Genomic DNA, 18403 nt, shown 5'->3' with positions numbered 1-18403 from the left:
AAATATGTGACCCGGGAAAACGGGCGAGGAGGATACGGGAATGGCGGAAAAAAAGCAGGCCCCCATCAGCACCAGAGCGGAGGGAAAGCCGGAGGAAAAGGCGAAGGCTCTGGAAACGGCCCTGGCCCAGATCAAAAAGCAGTTTGGCGAAGGGGCGGTCATGCGCCTGGGGCAGGATTCTACCCTGAATGTGGAAAGCATCCCCACGGGGTCCCTTTCCCTGGATATGGCCTTGGGCATTGGCGGCCTGCCCAGAGGGCGTATTGTGGAGGTTTACGGGCCGGAATCCTCCGGTAAAACCACCCTGGCCCTGCACTGTATCGCCGAGGGCCAGAAAATGGGCGGCAATGCCGCGTTTATCGATGTAGAGCATGCCCTGGACCCGGTGTATGCCGGAAACCTGGGAGTAGATGTGGAAAGTCTGCTGGTTTCCCAGCCGGATACCGGCGAGCAGGCCCTGGAGATCACGGAAGCGCTGGTGCGCTCCAACGCCATCGATGTGATCGTGGTGGACTCTGTGGCCGCCCTGGTGCCCCGGGCTGAGATCGAGGGCGATATGGGCGACGCCCACGTGGGCCTGCAGGCAAGGCTCATGAGCCAGGCTCTCCGAAAGCTGGCGGGCGCCATTTCCAAGTCCAACTGTGTGGCGATCTTTATTAACCAGCTGCGGGAAAAGGTGGGCGTTATGTACGGCAACCCCGAGGTCACTCCCGGCGGCCGGGCATTGAAATTCTATTCCTCCGTGCGCATTGAGGTGCGCAAGGGAGAGATCATCAAAAACGGCACGGATATGATCGGTGCCCGTACCAAGGTGAAGGTGGTCAAAAACAAGGTGGCCCCGCCCTTCCGCGTGGCGGAATTTGACGTGATGTACGGCACGGGCATTTCCCGTACCGGCGAGCTGCTGGACAGCGCCGTGGAGCTGGAGATCATTCAAAAGAGCGGCTCCTGGTTCTCCTACAACGGAGAGCGCATCGGCCAGGGACGGGATAAAACCAAAGAATTCCTGGCAAGCCATGAGGAAATGGCGGCGGAGATCGAAAAGCAGGTTCGGGAAAATGTGGAAAAGCTCTATGAAAAGCCCGGAAAAACCGGCGGAGCAAGAGAAGCCGCCACTCCGGTAGAGCTGCCGGAGGCTGCCCCCGCGCCGGAAGCCGCCCCCGCTCCCACCAGCAAGGCGGCGGCAAAGCAGAGCATCGATATCACGGTGGATGACGACTGATGGAGCTGACAGCGGCAGAGCCCCGGCGGAAAAGCCTGACCCAGCTGTATCTGAACGGCGAGGCCGCCGTAAAGATCGACACGGAAACCTTTCTCCGCTCCGGCCTGAAGCCGGGAGACGAGCTTTCCGATGAGGAGCTCCATGAGCTGATTCAGGCCTCTGACGCCCGCCGGGCAAGAGAAAAGGCTCTGTATTTGCTGGAGCACCGCAGCCATTCCAAAAAGGAGCTGACGGAAAAGATCGCCCGCACCGCAGCCTCCCGGGAAGCCGCCCAGGCGGCGGCGGACCGCATGGAGGAGCTGGGTCTCTTAAACGATGAAACCTATGCCAGAGACCTGGCCAGGGAGCTGTTTCAAAGGCGGCGGTTCGGCAAAGCCAGGGTCCGGCAGGAGCTTCGGCGAAAGGGCATCGATAGTGCGCTCATCGATGAGCTGTTGGAGGAATACGGAGACGAGGAGTTAGCCCTTCAGAATATTCAGGCGGTTCTGGAAAAGAAATACGCCGGCTGGCAGGAGGAGGAAAAGCTTCGGCGCAGAGCCTTCTCAGCCCTGCAGCGGCTGGGCTATTCCTACGACCTGATCCGCCGCGCCATGCGCACGGAGGAAGAGGAGTTTTAACAGGTTTCTGAGAAAACCGGTCAGGCTGTCGCTTGGCCGGTTTTGTAAATTTAGTGGTCAGCGGGGAATTAGTAATTCAAGGCAAGGGCGGAGTGTGCTGGATTATAGTTTGTACTGCAGGCAATCGCAAACTGGGTGGAAAAGGAAGCTCGGAAAAAGTGCAGAAAGCTATCGCTTTCTTGGCACTTTCTCGAAGAATCTCATCCTCACTTCTTGAGCAAAAGGGCAAAGGGCGAGATTCTTCACCGCCTTCGGCGGTTCAGAATGACAAAGGGAAGGCGGTTGCCTTTTCTAACAGCTGACTACTCACAACGAAAGGGTGAGGTTTTTTACTGAGAAAGTAAGGAGAGCCTTACTTTTTGTTCAGCAATGACAGGAGGAAGCGAGCGTTTCACCGCTAAATGATAGTTTTGCAATTACTCTTGGCTTTCTCGCCTGCCGGCTCAGACATTGCTGGACGTGCCCCACCGGGGCACAGCAACCGAAGCGGTAGCTGAGAACGGTTCGCACCAGCGGTCTCGCCTGCCGGCTCGGGTGCAAAGCGCAGAAAGCTATAGCTTTCTTGGCGCATTGTCCTGCACCGACCGAGTTGACAAACGAGAACGGGTCAGAGCGGTCTCCACTGGAGACCTTCCCCCCACTGGGACGCGCTCGCCCCTGAAAGGAGAGCAGTCACGGCAAAGCCGTCTGGCTGGGCAGTTAATAAGGCGCAGGGTTTATACGGGTTTACAGTGAGCTGACACCGCTCCACCATGTTTACGCATGGTCCCCCTCTCCTTTCAGGGGAGGCAAGGGTTGCTGTGGCCCACCGGGGCACAGCAACCGGAGCGAAGCGGAGAAAGATGTCAGCCAACAGGCGAGAAAGGCAAGGATTTCTGCTTCTCGTCAGCCTGCTAAATTATAGTTTAGCAAACTAGTCGTTAGCTATTAGTTGTTAGTCGTTAGAGAGGGGCGAGTTCTCACTTTTGTCATTCTGAAGAACGCAGAAAGCTATAGCTTTCTTGACGAAGAATCTCGTCCTTCATTTCCTGAATAGAAGGGAAAAGGGCGAGATTCTTCACCGGGAAAGCAAGGTTAAAAAGCTATAGCTTTTTGTGCTTGTCTGTTCAGTAATGACAGGAGGGAGGTGTGTGGATAACCGGTAAATCCCAGTTTAGCGAACTTTGCCCTTGCCCTTCTTAATTGCTCCTTGCTCATGGTATACGCTCTATTTTTCCATGTATTGAATAGCTGCCGCCTTGCTCGGTTATTTGTGTACCTATTGTTCAGCATTCCATATCAAAATTCTTCCAATGCCTGCCGCAGGGCGGGAAGCTTCAGTTTCAGCATTTCCTCTAAGGGGTAGCTTTCCAGCAAAAATCGGACGAACCGGCAGCCCAGGAAATAGCCCGTATCTGATTTTCCCCGGTAGCTGCACCAATCCCCGAAGAAGTCCTGTACGCTTTCCTCTGCCGCAAGCCTGCGGCGGTATTCCGCTTTCAGAGTTTCCTCCTGTTCTATGCACCAGGTAAGCCAGCCGTTTTGATCCTGATGGTAATAATCGGGCTGTCCCAGAAGCTCCTGTTCGCAGAACATGGCCACGCCTTCGCTGTAAAGCTGGAACAGCCCCTCTTCTTCGGGAGTGGCTGCTTCTCCAAAGCAGCCGCCCTTTTGCTCGTGATACAAATGCCCCAGCTCGTGGGCGGCCAAGGCAAACAGTTTTTCTTCTTCGCCCCAGCGGAGCTCCCAGATCTTTTCCATGCCCAGAAGCACGGCGGGCTTTCCGTTCAGCTTATCTGCCCAGCCTGCCCCGTTGCACAGGCCCAAATACAACAGCACCTCCGCTTCCGGTTCTTGCCCAAAAGCCTGCTGAAAGCCGGAGGCAATTTTTTTCGATACCCTTTGAAAACTGAGGTGGATCTCCCTGAGCCCCTCGCTGTTTTTCAATGCGTCCTGCAAAACAGGCAGGACCTGTTTTTCAAAATCGTAGTCCGCTGCGTCCTTTTCACATTTTTCCGCAAGCTCCGGAGAAATAGCCGCGGCATATTTCTTCCATGCGGTAAGAGTAAAGCTCCCCTCCGGGAAAGCCCTCTGTACCGCTTCATAAGTATCCGTAAAATGCATTTTGTTCTCCTTTCCCCGCTTCAAAAATCTCCCCGAACACCTGAAGGTTCGGGGAGAGCTGCTATTTCACAATGAAATTGTAGGGCTGCTCCGCCACAATGCCGCCGGAGCTGTCCGCAATGCGGATTAGCAAGCGGTAGGTGCCGCGCTCCTGGCCCTTGGGAACCACCAGGTGCAGAGTTTCTCCCTGCCCGGTCGGAATACTTCCGGAAGAGGGAGAAATGCTCCAATCTCCCGCCGCCGGAGAGTAGCTGCCGCTTTCAGGCCCTTCTCCTGTTTTACACAGAACCTCCGCCAGAAGGGTATCTCCCGGCTGGATCCCACGGTAGCTCAGGTTGAAGGCCAAATCTATTGCCCCTTCCGAAACGTCTATCAGCCTTTGGCTGTCGCCGCCCAGCTCGACCTTGATAGACCGCTGGCCGCCGCCGGTTTCTTCCCGATCCAGGGAAACGCCGAGCTCCGCTTCCGCGTCCACGGCGCCCTGGCTGCCGGCCATTTGCAGGCCCGCCCGGGGGAAAAGGGCTGCCTTGATCCGGTATTCTCCGGAGGCCAGCTCGCTTTCCTGCACAGAGGAAAGGTTCAGGTTTATGGCGGCAGAGCCATTTTGGGCCATGGTAAAGGACAGGGTGCCGTCCCGCTCCGAAATCACGTTTTCTCCATCTCCGGTAACGGACATTCCGGTGGGGAAGCTGATTTTCTTCCCATCGGGAGTCGTCAGAGTCAAACGGACACAGGCACCTGCCGCATAGCGGGCATTTGACCCTGTGGCAGCGGACGCCGTAAAGCTCCAAATACCGGTTTCCGTTTCCTCCCGGCTGAGGCTCAGGCTGCAGCCTTCCTCCGCCGCCACAGTAAAGGCCGCTTTTGCCGCGCTTTCCGGCTGCTGGCTGCTTTCATAGGTCATTGCCAGAAAATACTCGCCCTGAGGAAGTCCACCGGCCGCGGCGGAAAAATCCACCACCACAAGAAGCCCTTCTGAAACGGAAGCAGACCCCGCCGTCGAAGCAGAATAGCTTTCTCCGCCGTCCAGGGCCGTAAAGCCGGAAAGGGGCAGCTTTGCGGCTCCTCCGCCTGCGGAAAAGCTGTAATACCGGCTGTTTTCCGCGGAGGTCATATCGCCCAAAACCAGCCTGGTTCCCGCAGGGAAGGCCACCTTGGATATGGCGGCGCCCTCTCCCTTGGCGCACAGCCAAAGGCTGCTCTCCGTTTTTCCGGAGGGGATATAGCTTCTATGAAAGCTTGCCGTCACCACGCCGCTGGGGGGAATGACCGCGCTGCCGCCGGAAATGCCGCCCAAAAAGCTTTTGCCCGGTACAATGCCGGCCGAGCCGCTTTCTGAGGGATCGCCTTCCGCCGTGGAGGAAACACCCTGTACGGCGGAAAAGGCCACCTCCTCGCCGCTGCTCTCACTGCGGAACAGCGCTTGGAAGAGAGTTTGCTTTTTTTGTACGGTCTCAATACAGCGGAACCATTTGCCGCTGTCTGCGGGCTCCGGCTTGTGCCGGTAGGTTTTTGCGGTTTCTCCCGAAAGCTCCTTCCAGGAAAGCTGCTCCTGATCCACGGGAAGCGTTTTTCCCGCTTCCTGCACACAGGTCTGCCAGCGGCAGGAAAGAACCTCATAGCCCACTGGCTCCGGTGCGGTAAACACCCAGGTATCTCCCTCCTGCGTCACTGTGATTTTTCCGGCAGGCTCCCGGCTCCAGTTGGCGATCAAATAGAGGTCTGTTCGCTCTCCCACTGAGAAGACCGAACCGGCGGGACGCACGGTATTGGGCTCGTCCTGGGTTTCCGTCCAGCCGCTGAAAACGTACCGATACAGGCCGTCCCCCTCCGGGGCGGAAAATTCCGGCGGAACGCCCGGCACAGTGAGCTTGCCGTCTGCCACGGGAATATTTTTCAAAACAGCCTGGCTGTCTGTGCTGCTCCCTTTTCCATAGTGCAGGGTGACGGGAAGCATTGCCTGGGCCTCCTGATATCCTGCCGCGGTCATTGCCGCCCGAAAGCTTTCGTTTTCCGCTGAGCAGAAAAAAACAGGGCCGTTTTGCCGGGGATAGAAGATTTCCGTTCCGATCTCCTGCTGGGTAATATGCTCGATCACGTACCGATTTTCTTCTTCCGGATTTGAATCATTTTCCGGCGTGCCGGAAGCTTCCGGGAGGCTGTCCAGAGAGCTTTGCGGTGTGCTCTGCGCCTGATCCGGCAGAGAGGAAGCTGCTTCCTGTTCCTCCGGAGCGGAAGAAACCGTCTGTTCTCCCTCCACTGTGGAAGCAGGCTCTAAGGAGGCGCTTTCCGGGGCCGTGGACGATGGTTGCTGGGAGGCCTCACTTTTCGCCGGAGGCTCTGCTTCCTTCTTTTTGGTAACTAACGCCTCGGTAAAGGGATTTTCCACATACTCGGGCCTGGGGGCCAGCTCCGCGCTGTCCCCGGAAAAGGCCTGATCCCCAATGCGAAGTAGGCCTTTCGGCAGCACAATGGTCCCGGTAAGGCTTTTACAGTTATAAAAGGTGCAGCTTCCAATGGCGGTCAAGTCCGCTCCCAGCTTTACCGTGGTGATCTGATATGCCCCAAAGGGTGCTGTTTCCGGGGTAAAATCCCGAATGGCCCCGGAACCGCTGATGGTCAGCACGCCGTTTTCTTCCAAGGCGGCGGTAACGCTTTGTGGGTTTACACCGATATCAAAGGAACGTGTCTCTCCGCTGGCAGTAACGGTGATCCCCTCCGCGCAGAGGCAGCCTGTTATCAGCATTGCCGAAAGCAGAACGCACAGAAGCGCTCCCGCCTTTTTCCGGACAAAACAGAACAAACGCTTCATTACAGCAAGCTCCTTTCCAATGAGAGATCAGTGCATAGATACTAAGTTTGCACAGAGGGAAAATACTATGACATGCTTTCCTGCTCTGTTACGGTAAAATCTTCTTTTACATAGCTGATTTTTGGGTTTTTCTTGAGAAAGGTAAGGGCATAACGTGTTCCCGGCTGGGGAGTAAAGGTAATTTCCCCGGAGGCCGCGCCGGACAAAAGCGCATTCATGGGGTCCGGCAGCAGGGAAGCGGGCCAGGCTACCGTTACGGCAGAGCCGCCGCCTCCCGCCAGCTCCAGCACCACGGCGCCTTCCTGCTCTTCCACTGTCCACTGCAATTCTCCCTGCCGGGCGGTAAAACCAAACCGGGCGCTGACTGTTTTGACATAGGGCTCGGTGCTCTGAGCTGTTACCATTACCACGCCGTCGCCGCCAAAGGCCGATTTCTCCAGCGTCAGCGTGATGGTCTCTGTTTGAAAATCGCCGGACAGACTGCCGGAACGTTCCGTTCCCGAAATGACCTCAGAAGCGGCGTTTTCCGCCCAACAGGTATACTGCAGGGGGTGCTCCGTACAGCGCAGCTCATCTACAAAATTGGACAGGGAAAAGGTGACGGTTACCGCTTCCCCCTCTGCCGGTTCACTGATTTGATAATAGGGGGGATCCTCCTTCAGCCGGTCGCTGACAAAGTAAAAGGGTACAGCCGCCGCGGCGCCGTTTTTTGCGGCCTGATTCACATATTTTGCCAGAGTGGCCCCTACAGTAGATAACAGCAAAGCCAGCGCCACCAGAAAAACCAGTGCCGCCAGCACACGCTGAAACTGTATTTTCTTTTTTTTCTGCTTTCTCATGGGTACCACCTTTAGGTCTGGGAGACAAGTCATTAGCCGTAAGTAGTTAGTAATTAGAAAGGACGATGTGAGTCAAATCAGGACCCAGCGGCAGGTTTTGGCTGTGCTTGCCTGGTGGTCACAGTCACTGTGACCAGATCGATCTCATGGCTGTAATCTTCATTGGTTTCCGCTTCGGGCCACTTGATGGAAAGCTCATACGAATGCTGCTTTCTACTGCCCTCTTTACCGCCGGCCACCGGCAGCTTTCCGCCGCCCGCGGTAAGCGTTTGATCCAGGGGGCCCGCAAGCTGACTGCCTTCCTCGCTGTCTCCCGCTTCTTTTTTCCCCAGCAGGGTAAAGGTAAGCGGCAGGTTCCCCATGGTATCTATGGCGATCTCATATTCCAGAGCTACCTCGCAGTTTCTTTCCCCATCGTAGTTTTGTACGGTAAACTGCACCGTGCGGGTATCGCCGGGGGCCATATTTTCAAGGGAAAGATCGAAATCCAGTGTACCGCCTCCGGCAAAAGCCGCGGTCCGCGCGGAAAGAGACGTGCCAAACTGAGAGGAATACTTTGCCAGGGTCCCAGTAGTTCCGAGCATAGTAACTACCGCCGCCAGCAGCAGATATCGCAAAAGGCGGGGGCGATGCCTCATATGTTTCGCGTGTTCCGACTTCCTCATGGTTTCTCTTTCCTCTGGCTGGATTTTTCGCTAAGAATTTGTACCGATAGCATCATTTGACGAGGGCGCAGCGCCGCGGGTATTTCCCCGGCGTTCTGTGGTATTGATGAAAACATTAAAATTTTGATTTTTTAGCCCGCAATAGAAGGCTTTTCTGCTTCTTACGCACTGTGTCTGCCCTTTTCCTTCCCGGTTCCGATCCAATCGGGAAGCTTAATGAGCAAAGCACCTATCACAAGCAGCAGCAGGATCCCCAGAGGGGAGCGCAAAAACAGCAGCACTCCGCCTGCGCCGGGCAGCACCAGGCACAGCTTTCCCAAGATCCGCTCCGGGGAAAGCAGGTCGCTGTCCTCTGTGTTGTTGGCGTCTCCCTGGGTGATAAACTGCCCGGAAACACTACCCATGATCCGATGGGTCACCGTTTCTCCCCGGCTGTCGCGGAAAGTGACTACATCTCCCAGGGTATAAGTTTCCTGACTTTTTACCAAGATCAGGTCACCGGGAGACATGCTGGGCTCCATACTGCCCGAGGTCACGATATACTGAGAGTACCCCAGCACCTCCGGCGCCTCCTTTTTCAGCACCGTCTGCTGCACCAGCATCCAGATATTTACAAGGAGCACTATGCACAATACTGCCGTTAGCAGGCCGCGCAGCACTTTAATGATCACTTTCATAGCCGTTTCCTTCCGCAAATGAGGGCTTCGTGGTTAGGGACTTGGAAAGGGGAAAAGCCAAGAATCCGTTTGGATAGGGAGCTTTGTTCTTCCCGCTCTTCCCACTTTCTTGCTAGTGGATCCCCGGATACCGGGTGTCGCCATCGAGGCTGACCTCGGGCTCTTTTATTACCTGAGCTGCTTCAATGAGCACAGAAACCATATAGGTCCTGCCGGTGGTATAAAGATCTGAGGTTGCCGCCGCGGTATCCAGCGCGTCGTCCCGTTCCGGTCTGTACCAGTCTTCATACATCCATTCCCAATCGATCCGGAAATGCTGCACGCTTTCCGCCGGGATCACGATCTCCTTGGTTCCCAGCGGCTGCTCTGCGCTGGAAATACGTTCCCGGTACAGATAGCTGTAATTCGTAGTCACGTTGATGATCGAATATCGGATCGGCAGGTGAAAGGAGGTTTCTACCAGCGAAACGGTATAAACAATATCGAAGGGTTCCGGGTTTTCCAAGGAAAATTCATAATATCCCTTGGAACCGGGCGCGGTAACGGGAAGGCCGTTCTTTTGCCCCAAATTCATGGAATCCATGCGATGCTTGAACAAGTCGATCACAGACTGCTGTTTCCAGGAAACGCCTGTGTCCTGGTCGATCACAGAAATTCCCTGATAGTGCTCCGGTTCGGAAGAAACGGGTTCAGAGGACTCCGATTCGGAAGGCTCGGGCTCGGAAGGCTCCCGCTCCGGCTCCGGGGGCTCCGAACCTTGTGAGGCTTCATCAGGAGCTTCGCTTACCGGTTCTTTTTTCGGAGGGGCATATTCTTCAGGAAGCTGGGGCAGTTCCTCCGCCTCATCATCTGTGATAATGACGACCTTATCTCCGCCGCCTACCGTTTCTCCCCCCGGCAGTTGTACTTCCCCGCCGGGCAGCACCACAGGCCCGCCCTCCAGCTGAACGGAACCGTCCTTCTCCACCACCACGCCGGAAACGATTTCCTCACCTGGAGACAGCTCCACATGCCCTCCCCAGGGTGTTACCGCCGTGCCCTTGGTAGGCAGCAGCACATGACCTGACGATGCTACCAGACTTCCGGCAGGCGTTACCGCATGGGAGGGCTCCTTCACCTTCAGGGAGGAGCCGCTGAAATCCACGATCTGTCCATCTTTCGTCACAAAGTAGGCGCTTTCCTCTTCCACCTTCAGGGCCTGGTCCTTAGAAAGAACCAGGGTGAATTCCAGCAGCCGGGCATCTTCAGACATTTGAAAGGAGGGCTGCTCACCGAGATCCGCCAAAATGGCGGTTCCGGAAAAATCCAGAGACAGCTCCAGCTCGGTTAGGATCTCTCTGTCGCTGTTCAGAACCGTTAAAGTGTGGGCGCCGGAACGCACATCGGAAAAATAGAATTTCCCCTGTTCGTCCGTTATATCGCTTTTCCCTGTTCTTTTCAGCTGTACCACGGCCCCCATGAAGGGTTCGCCGGAGCTGTGCAAAAGCCGCCCGCTGAGAAACCGCAGAGTTTCTCCGGACGAAAGAGAAGAATCGCCGGGGGAAAGTACAATGGTATCCAGCAGCTCCCCGCTGGAACGGGCGGCGTTCTTTCCCAAAAGGAAGCCTACCATGCCGGAGGTCAGGGCAAAGACCAGAAAAAGTGCCATCAATAGCGCGGAAAGCCGGGGCTGCCCCAAAAGCTTTCTTTTTTGTTTTTCCGCCAATTCCCTTCCCTCCTTTTCAAACGGAAAGCCCCCGGCAGAGGGCTTTCAAAGTCCTCTGCCGAGGGCTCTTATTGCCATCGGCTGTGCCAAAACGGCAACCTTTTTATCCTTTTATTCTTACTTTCTTCTGCCTTTTACGGAGCAGTAGAAGCGACAGGGTTCGCCTGTACGAACTGTACCGTCACTGTGAAGTCCGTAGTACGGTCAGTAGCGTTGGTCTGCTTACCATAGCCAGTGTCGTCCGCATCGTTGGCAGGACTGTCGGGAGCATCTTCATAGGGCCATTCCCAGCTGACATTCAGATCCTTTGTATTGGTGCCAGCCTTCAGTGTGCCGCTGTCCAGTACAAAACCGTATGTAGTATCTTTTTCCGCTGTGTCATCAGAGAAATCCAAGGTCTTGGCGCCCAGCTTCATGGTGAAATGATTGGGCAGATTGCCGGGCTTATCAGGCTTGATGTAAACAACATAATCCGCGTCTACTTCTGTGCCTAGGGAACCACTGGCGTCGGCAGCGGTAGTCAGGTTGATGTCAAAACCGCCTGCCATACCGGGAGCAATTCTTCCGCTAGCCACATTAGCGGGCTTTGTAGTGGCCGTGTCAGCGAGGTCGCCAAAGTTAACGGGAGAGGAGGCCAAAGTGGATTTGGTACCATTGGCCGTAATAGACGCACCCACGTTCCATCTGGCAACGATCATTTTGGTTGTACCCTGCACAGTATCCGAATACTTAGCCAAAGTACCGGAAGACAAGCTGGTGGTAATCAGCGTCAGGGCCATTGCGGCCACGCCAAGGCGAGCCGCGATGCTTCTCTTCTTCATTTGCTGTTCCTCCATTTGTTTTGTAAAATAGTGTGATATCTTTCACGGCGCCTGAAAAGCGCCGAAATATCCTGCTGGATGCTGGACTCTAGACACTAGAGAAAGGACAAAGGACGTTTTTTATGTGCTTTCTGCTTCTTGAGAAAGGGCCTTGGGCCTTTTTCTTTATTTTAAGAAAGCCTATCCTGCTCCTGAGGCGGGGCTTCACTTCCATTTACCTGGGCGCGCAGCCTTTGCAGCTCCTTTTCCATTTCTTCCATTTCCTGCTGCTTGGAAGAGCTTTCCTCCTGCAATTTTCGCTTCTCCTGACGATTCTGCTTTCCTGCCGCTACCCGGCGGATCACATCCCATAAAACGAAGAGCAGAACAGGACCGCCGATAAACAGGAGCATTCCCGGCGTGGACTGCAGGAACATGGCAAATTCGCCCGCACCCGCGATCCTTACCCCGGTATATTTCCCCTGCACCTGCTCGGGAGAAACCGGCGTGGCGTCTTCGGCGTTATTGGCATCGCCCTGCGTCACATACAAAAGAGTACCGTCCTGCTGCTGAATCTCCATAATTCTATGGGTAACAGCCGATTCCTCCTCCAGATAACAGATCACATCATTTACCTTCAGAGTATAGGGATCTGTTTTCTGAATGAAAATCATATCCCCGGCTTCAAACGCAGGCGACATAGAGCCGGAAAGCACCACCACCGGCGAAACGCCAAACACAGAGGGAATATGCTCGGAATCGGTATAGGAACGAACGATCATTACCACATTCAAAATAATGATCGGGATAAAAAGCACACACAAAACCACGCCGAGAACATTAAGAAATGTTCGCAGCGGGCCACCTTGCTTTTTCTGAGGCTCTTTCACGCCTTCTCCCATTACAAAATCACATCATTTCCGTAAGCGCTAAAAACAAAGGGAAAACACAGCCGCGCCGCAGGCCACTCTATACAGCCAGTGCGCCTTCTTCACAGATAAAGAAGTTGTTTTCTTTTCCAGAGCAGAACTTCACATTCTGGAAAAAACCGTAACAATACAACGCTCTGTATTCCTACTTTGTATTTTATCATGTTCTTCCTATTTTTCAAGAGGCAACACTGTTTTGACAGCAATTTTCACTTTTTCCCGAATTTTTCCTTTCAACAGAATACCAAAAGTAATAAATTGCACAATTTTTTTCTTTTACTACTAGATTTCGAGTGAAGTTCCCGGTATAATTGAGTGAAAGATTTTCAGCAGGGGAGGAAACCATATGCTGGATATTTCACTTTACAGCAATGATTCTTTCTTCCTGGCGGAAATGCAAAGGGACCTTTCCGCCAGCTTGGAAAGCGCTATGCAGGGTTCTTGCCGGTTTCGAAGCTTTTCCCTGCTTCAAACCAGCCTTTATGAACATATGGATTCTCCGCCGGATCTGTGCGTGGTAGATCTTCGGGACGACCCGGAGGAAGCGATGGCATTTATCCGACGACTGCATAGAAGCACCGGAACAGAAATCATGGTGGTAGCCCCCACCCCGGAATGGGCCATGGCAGCTTACGACGCCGATGTAATGTCTTACCTCTTGGATCCTCCGAATATTTCCAGAATGGCAGAGCTTGTGCTGCGTCGTTTTGCCCAGAGGTTCCGGCCCCAGCCCCTGCAATTTTCCTTTCGCACCGCTTCCGGTACCCAGGTGCTGGCGGCGGAACATATCAGTTATGTAGAATATTCTGATCACCGCCTGCTGATCCACACCGCCTCCGGTAAACAATTCTCCACTACTACCATGCGTCTTTCCTTCGGGAAAGCAGCCGAGCAGCTTCTTTCCGATCCCCGGTTCGTGCGTACCCACGCCTCTTTTCTTATCAATATTATGCACGTTACTTCTTTTGGCCAATATGCCGTTACCATGGATACCGGCGTTACCGTACCTATTTCCCATGCCAAAAAAGCCGAGGTCAATAAGCGCTTCCGGCAGTTCTTCAACAAGGAGGGAAAGAAACTGACCGGCGATGGAAAATGAAAAATTAGGAATGAGCAATTAAGGGCAGGAGCATAGTTTAGATAAATTGGAATTTGCAGGGCTAATGAATAGCAGAAAGCCAAGGGTTGTTCACTAAACTATAATTTAGCACTCCATATCCTGGCCTTTCTTCATTGCACCGAAGGTGTCACCACCGTCTAGCATTTAGTATCCAGCATCTAAATCTCCCTTCTCTAACAACTAACAACTACATTCCGAAAGGTGGTTCTTCTCTTGCGCTCCTCCGCTTTGTTCCGCCGCTTTCAGGGCAGTTATTTCAGCTATGTGCTGGTCTATTTCTGCGCGTATTTTGCCATGGCTTCCTTTGTTTCCATTTTATCGGTGTACCTTACCGGCATTGGAAAAACCGGAAGCGAAATGTCCTTTATCATTTCCGCTTCCGGTATTTTTTCCTTTTTTATGGTTCCGGCGGCAGGCTTTCTTTGCGACCGCACCGGGAGATCCCGGCTAATCAGCGCTGTGCTTCTGATGGCCATGGGGCTTCTGGCCCTGGTCTTTTCTGGGTGCAGGCAGGTGTGGGCCCTTTTTCTGCTGGAAGGGCTGCTGATGTCCTGCCTGAATTCCGCCCTCCCGGCCTGTGAGCGGCTTGCCGCCGCCACAAAATTCCGCTATGGGGTGCTGCGGATCTGGGGCACGGTGGGCTATGCGGCGGGGGCCCAGGCCGCAGGACTGGCGATCCAGCATTTTCCGCCCATTGTCCTGTTTTCTCTGGTATTTCTTTCCACTCTGCTTGCCGCGCTGGGCCTTGCCGGGGCGGAGGACCCCATTCAGCCGGAGCCTGCAGCGCCCCGGGAGGAGCAAAAAAAGCCGCCTCTTTCCTCTTTCTTGAAAAAGCCTCAATTTTTGCTGTTTCTGTTGATCGCCTTTCTTTTTTACAGCTGCTCCGGCGTGAATTTCAACTATGCCGCCTTTCTGCTGGACACCATGGGCGTGCCCACCGGCGCGGTAGGCACGGTGCTTTCCGTAGGCACGCTGGTGGAGATCCCGATCATTTTGTTTTCCAATAAATTTATGGATCGCTTTTCCGGAAAAAACCTGCTGCTGGCCTGCTGCGTTATCAATCTGGTGCAATTTCTCTGCTATGGACTGACCGGTTCCGCCTGGGTGGTGGTCACGGCCATGATCCTGCTGAAGGCCATTGGCGCAACTCTTTTTATGATGCTTATTCTGAAGATCGTGCGGAACCTTGTGGAGGCAGAGCTTACCGTGACCGGGATCTCCGTGGTAAATTCCATTACCAATCTGGGCGTGATCGTAATGCAGAATATTGGCGGCACGATTTTAGACCGTGCCGGCATTCAGGCCTTTTATCTGATCCTTGCCGCCGTCACTGCCGCCGCCATGCTCCTGACCCTGCCGCTCCGGGTGAAAAACACGGAAAAGGTGTTCGGTTGATCAGGGCGTGTTCCCATGAAGCAAGACACACGCCTTTTCGGCAAATTTTGCAGGCTTCTACGTTAAAAATCCTCGACAGGCGACAGCCTGTCTTGCGGTTTTTGCCTTGTATCCTGCAAAATTTTGCTCGAAAATCCGTGCACTTATCTTTATGTGAACACGCCCTAGTTGTTAGTTGTAAGTAGTTAGTCGTTAGAAAGGGCAGGGAGCAAAGCTCCCTGCCCTTTTTTCTTGCGCTGTGCAGCAGCGCCGCCTTTGTCCAGTATCTAAAATCCAGCATCCAGAATCTAGGAAATCAGTGCCTCTACCAGATCTGTCATCAGGGCGTCCCGGCTGATGTGGTACACATAGCGGATCAGGTGCCGGTTCCGGTCAAAGGCGTACACGCCCTCGTAGGTGGGAATGGGGCTGGGCTTTAAGCAGTCCAGCATAAAATCTCCGTCCAAAAGCCAGGCCACGGCGGTCACGTCCCAGATCACACGGGTCCAGGTTTTGGGGTAGCGGCTTTCCCGTTCTCCCACCTGGCAGCTGTAGGAGCAAAGGTGGTCGCACAGGGGGCTTTTGCCCTGAAGCCAGGCCTTCAGCTCCACGCCGCTGACGGAAAAGCTGGATACCACGCCCATACAGGGCAGCTGTACCACCGCCGCGCCGCAGCCGAACACGATCCGCGCTGCGGCAATGTCCTGCTGCAAATTGAATTCCAGGCAGTCCTCCCAGTCCAAAGCATGGCCGCCCAGCCAGACAAGAACAATGCGGTCCCGGATCTCCGGGTTTAACAGCAGGGCAGAGGCCACGTTGGTAATGGCCCCAATGGCCACCACATACAGAGGACGCTCCGGGGTATAGCCCATGGCCCGCGCCGCAAGGTCCCTGGCCGCGTCGGACGCCACAGGCGTAAGCTCATCGGGCAGATAGGCCTCCGAGCCGCGGAACACCACGCTTTTCAGATCGTCCCTTTCCGCCAGTGTGAGCAGCCGCAGAATCTCCTGGTAGCTTTTCTCCATGCCGTCCGCGGGGCCGGTGGATTTATCGTTGAAGAAGGGCGCGGCGTACAGCGCCTGCAGCCGCAGCTTTTCCCCGCGCCGCAGCAGATAGGAAATGGCAAACTGATCGTCGATCTCGTTATAGGCGTCGGTATCGATCACCACGTCCACAGGGCCCCGGGGCTTTTCCAGCCGTTTCAGCAGAGAAGCCGTATCGATGGGAGCGGAAAAAAGCTTTTTCCGCTTTTCGGCCTGCTCCAGCACAGCGGTACTGGTCTCATTTTTGTATTTCATCCTGTCAAACTCCATTGGGGTGTCTCCTGCCTTTCTAAGAGCCTATCCCGAAATAAGACGCGCAAATAGCGCTGTCAGATTTTCAGCCAGACAATGTATGGTTGAAAATCTGCAGGCAAGATGTGTGCCGATTATTTTGGGAGAGGCTCTAAATTTCGTTCAATGCCGCAAGCATACCATAAATCCACAGGAGAAGCAACAGGCTGTTGCTTGTTTTTTTCCCATCGTGCATCTATACTGGAGAAAAGACAAAAGCTTCTTATCTTATTTTTGGAAAGGCAGTGTTACTTTTATGGAAACAAAGGATATTTTGAAGCAGCTCAGAGAACGGGACGGCCTGACCCAGGAAGAGCTGGCGGAAAAGCTTTTTCTCACCCGCCAGGCCGTGTCCCGCTGGGAAACCGGGGAAACGCAGCCTGGAGTGGATCTGCTAAAGCGGCTTTCCACTCTGTTTCAGGTTTCTGTCAATACCCTGCTGGGCCAGCCCAGAACCCTGATCTGCCAGTGCTGCGGCATGCCCCTCCAGGACGACGGCACCATCAGCCGGGAGCCGGACGGCAGCCTGAACGAGGATTACTGCCAGTGGTGCTATACAGACGGAAGCTTCGTGTATCAAAGTATGGAGGAGCTTTTGAATTTTCTGACGGAGCATATGTCAAACGAAAGCTTCCCGCCCGAAGAGGCCAGAGCCTATTTCGCCCGGCAGCTTCCGCAGCTTGCCCATTGGAAGGGACGGGAACAATGACAGTGTAGGGTGGTTGCTGTCAGAGAAGGGAAAAACGCAAATTGCGTCTTAAAAAAGCGGCGAGGCGCCGCAGCCACTCGTGAAGCTGCTTGGTGCGAACGGACAGTTTCCAGCCCGACCACAATCAGGCAGATAAATTAGAATTTAGCGGTTATCCGCTCACTTCTCGCCTGTCATCCTGAGCAGACAAGCACAAAAAGCTATAGCTTTTTAACCTTGCTTTCTTGGCGAAGGATCTCGTCCTTTGGCTCTTTGACCAGGAATGAAGAGCGAGATCCTTCATCGCTTCGCTCCTCAGGATGACAAAGGAGAGGACTTGTTCTTCTCTAACGACTAACAACTAACAGTTAACGACTAGTTCGCTAAACTATAATTTAGCGATTATCCGTGTCATTCTGAACAAAGTGAAGAATCTCGTCCTTGGGTCTTTTTGAAGGGCTTTAAGGACGAGATTCTTTGTCAAGAAAGCTATAGCTTTCTGCGTTCCTCAGAATGACAGCGAGGGGGCGTACCTTTTTCTAACGACTAACAACTAGTTCGCTAAACTATTATTTAGCAACTCGCTGCCCTATCAAACGGGAGCTCTTTGTTTATGAGAAATAAAAAGCTGCTGAATATTTCAGATGCCGGATATCGGAAAAGGCCCTTTGCCCTTCTCCAGCGTCTAGGATCCAGAATCTAGAACGGTATCATCACTTCTGTGGCGAACACGTCTTCCTCCTGCTGACGGTTTACATAGCCGCCCAGGTATTTTACCATGCGGTCAATTTGGGAAAGCCCGAAGCCGTGACGGGCGCGGGGGTCCCTGTTGGGCTTTGCGGACAGAAATTTTCCGTTTTCCTGCCGGGCTTTTCCGGGGGCGGAATTGGTAACGGAAAGATAGAGCTGCCCTTTCATGGGGGAAATGTAGACCCGGAGAAACCGGGCCTCCGGGTCGGTAAGCCGCAGGCAGGCCTCCATGGCGTTATCCAGAAGGTTGCCCAAAATGGTGCAGAGGCTCACGTCCGGAATGGAGGATTCCTTTGGAATGCTGGCCGCGGCGCTGACGCGGATCCCCTTTGCCTTTGCCAGGGAAAGCTTGCTGTTTAAGATGGCGTCCGCCATTACGTTTCCGGTGCGGAACACCTGATCCACCTGCTCAAAGGAAGCCCCCAGCTCCTGCAAATAAGCCTGCAGCTGCTCCGTTTCCCCCAGCTCCAGAAAGGCGCGCATGGTTTGGGCGTGATTTCGCAGGTCGTGGCGCATGCCCCGGATTTGCTGGTACAGGTTTTCCACCTCCGCCACCTGCTGGGCGAGCAGATCGGTTTGAAAGGCCTCCAGCCGTTTTTCCGTGGAGCGCAGGGTGAAAAACCGAGTGAGAAAAACCGCTCCGGCCGCTGCAAGTAAAAGCACCGCCGCTGTAAGGAGCTGCCAAGGCATTATCGTTTTCTCTCCTTTCTGCCGTATTAGCTTCACTTGACGAGGAGGAACACGGTTTTGCGGGGCCGTAGGGGGGCC

The 18403-nt window shown here is 54.3% G+C and carries 15 protein-coding genes; 5 read left to right on the top strand and 10 right to left on the bottom strand.

The genetic code is table 11. The features are described 5' to 3' along the window. The first annotated feature begins 40 nt into the window (after positions 1 to 40). Both recA and U8T64_RS02560 read left to right on the top strand, forming a co-directional pair. The gene (gene recA / locus U8T64_RS02565; RefSeq protein ID WP_322180655.1) at positions 41 to 1222 is read left to right on the top strand and encodes a recombinase RecA; all 1182 of its coding nucleotides are present in this window, start codon (positions 41 to 43) and stop codon (positions 1220 to 1222) included. After that, complete coding sequence (locus U8T64_RS02560; RefSeq protein ID WP_322180653.1) at positions 1222 to 1839, top strand: regulatory protein RecX; 618 nt, start codon at positions 1222 to 1224, stop codon at positions 1837 to 1839. Before recA ends, U8T64_RS02560 begins: the two co-directional genes overlap by 1 nt. A gap of 1278 nt (positions 1840 to 3117) precedes the next feature. Here U8T64_RS02560 and U8T64_RS02555 read toward each other — a convergent pair. The 8 genes from U8T64_RS02555 to U8T64_RS02520 all read right to left on the bottom strand — a co-directional run bounded on the left by U8T64_RS02555 (position 3118) and on the right by U8T64_RS02520 (position 12258). Further along, positions 3118 to 3942: a hypothetical protein gene (locus tag U8T64_RS02555; RefSeq protein WP_322180651.1), complete on the bottom strand. Its 825-nt coding sequence runs from the start codon at positions 3940 to 3942 to the stop codon at positions 3118 to 3120. 61 nt (positions 3943 to 4003) lie between these two features. Continuing rightward, positions 4004 to 6754 carry a hypothetical protein gene (locus U8T64_RS02550; protein ID WP_322180649.1) on the bottom strand — a complete coding sequence of 917 codons (2751 nt, stop codon included), beginning with the start codon at positions 6752 to 6754 and terminating at the stop codon, positions 4004 to 4006. A 65-nt stretch (positions 6755 to 6819) separates the two neighbouring features. Continuing rightward, the gene (locus U8T64_RS02545; RefSeq protein ID WP_322180647.1) at positions 6820 to 7593 is read right to left on the bottom strand and encodes a hypothetical protein; all 774 of its coding nucleotides are present in this window, start codon (positions 7591 to 7593) and stop codon (positions 6820 to 6822) included. A 77-nt stretch (positions 7594 to 7670) separates the two neighbouring features. Further along, complete coding sequence (locus tag U8T64_RS02540) at positions 7671 to 8258, bottom strand: hypothetical protein (RefSeq protein WP_322180645.1); 588 nt, start codon at positions 8256 to 8258, stop codon at positions 7671 to 7673. Positions 8259 to 8419: 161 nt separating this feature from the next. Continuing rightward, positions 8420 to 8935, bottom strand: coding sequence for a signal peptidase I (locus U8T64_RS02535; protein ID WP_322180643.1), 516 nt, complete (start codon positions 8933 to 8935; stop codon positions 8420 to 8422). Between the two features lie 112 nt (positions 8936 to 9047). After that, the gene (locus tag U8T64_RS02530) at positions 9048 to 10640 is read right to left on the bottom strand and encodes a peptidase associated/transthyretin-like domain-containing protein (RefSeq protein WP_322180641.1); all 1593 of its coding nucleotides are present in this window, start codon (positions 10638 to 10640) and stop codon (positions 9048 to 9050) included. Positions 10641 to 10774: 134 nt separating this feature from the next. Further along, positions 10775 to 11461 carry a hypothetical protein gene (locus U8T64_RS02525; protein WP_322180639.1) on the bottom strand — a complete coding sequence of 229 codons (687 nt, stop codon included), beginning with the start codon at positions 11459 to 11461 and terminating at the stop codon, positions 10775 to 10777. A gap of 170 nt (positions 11462 to 11631) precedes the next feature. Next, on the bottom strand, positions 11632 to 12258 hold the full coding sequence (locus tag U8T64_RS02520; protein ID WP_322180637.1) for a signal peptidase I: 627 nt from the start codon (positions 12256 to 12258) through the stop codon (positions 11632 to 11634). A gap of 457 nt (positions 12259 to 12715) precedes the next feature. On the opposite strand from U8T64_RS02520, the gene U8T64_RS02515 reads away from it, so the two are divergent. After that, positions 12716 to 13468 (top strand): LytR/AlgR family response regulator transcription factor, encoded by a 753-nt coding sequence (locus tag U8T64_RS02515; RefSeq protein ID WP_322180635.1) that lies wholly within the window; start codon positions 12716 to 12718, stop codon positions 13466 to 13468. Positions 13469 to 13702: 234 nt separating this feature from the next. Further along, positions 13703 to 14884, top strand: a complete 1182-nt coding sequence (locus U8T64_RS02510) for an MFS transporter (RefSeq protein WP_322180633.1) — start codon at positions 13703 to 13705, stop codon at positions 14882 to 14884. A gap of 287 nt (positions 14885 to 15171) precedes the next feature. Here U8T64_RS02510 and U8T64_RS02505 read toward each other — a convergent pair whose 3' ends face one another. Next, on the bottom strand, positions 15172 to 16176 hold the full coding sequence (locus U8T64_RS02505) for a nucleoside hydrolase (protein ID WP_322180631.1): 1005 nt from the start codon (positions 16174 to 16176) through the stop codon (positions 15172 to 15174). 277 nt (positions 16177 to 16453) lie between these two features. Between U8T64_RS02505 and U8T64_RS02500 the strand changes: the two genes are divergently transcribed. Then, positions 16454 to 16906: a zinc ribbon domain-containing protein gene (locus tag U8T64_RS02500; RefSeq protein ID WP_322180629.1), complete on the top strand. Its 453-nt coding sequence runs from the start codon at positions 16454 to 16456 to the stop codon at positions 16904 to 16906. Positions 16907 to 17584: 678 nt separating this feature from the next. On the opposite strand, the gene U8T64_RS02495 is transcribed toward U8T64_RS02500, so the two are convergent. Further along, a complete protein-coding gene (locus U8T64_RS02495) occupies positions 17585 to 18325 on the bottom strand; it encodes a sensor histidine kinase (RefSeq protein WP_322180626.1) in 741 nt (246 codons plus the stop codon). Positions 18326 to 18403 lie beyond the last annotated feature (78 nt).

The organism is Neglectibacter caecimuris (assembly GCF_034335015.1).
Lineage (GTDB): Bacteria > Bacillota > Clostridia > Oscillospirales > Acutalibacteraceae > Acutalibacter > Acutalibacter caecimuris_A.
Note: the sequence above shows the minus strand (reverse complement) of the source record. Positions and strands in the feature narration are given on the sequence as shown.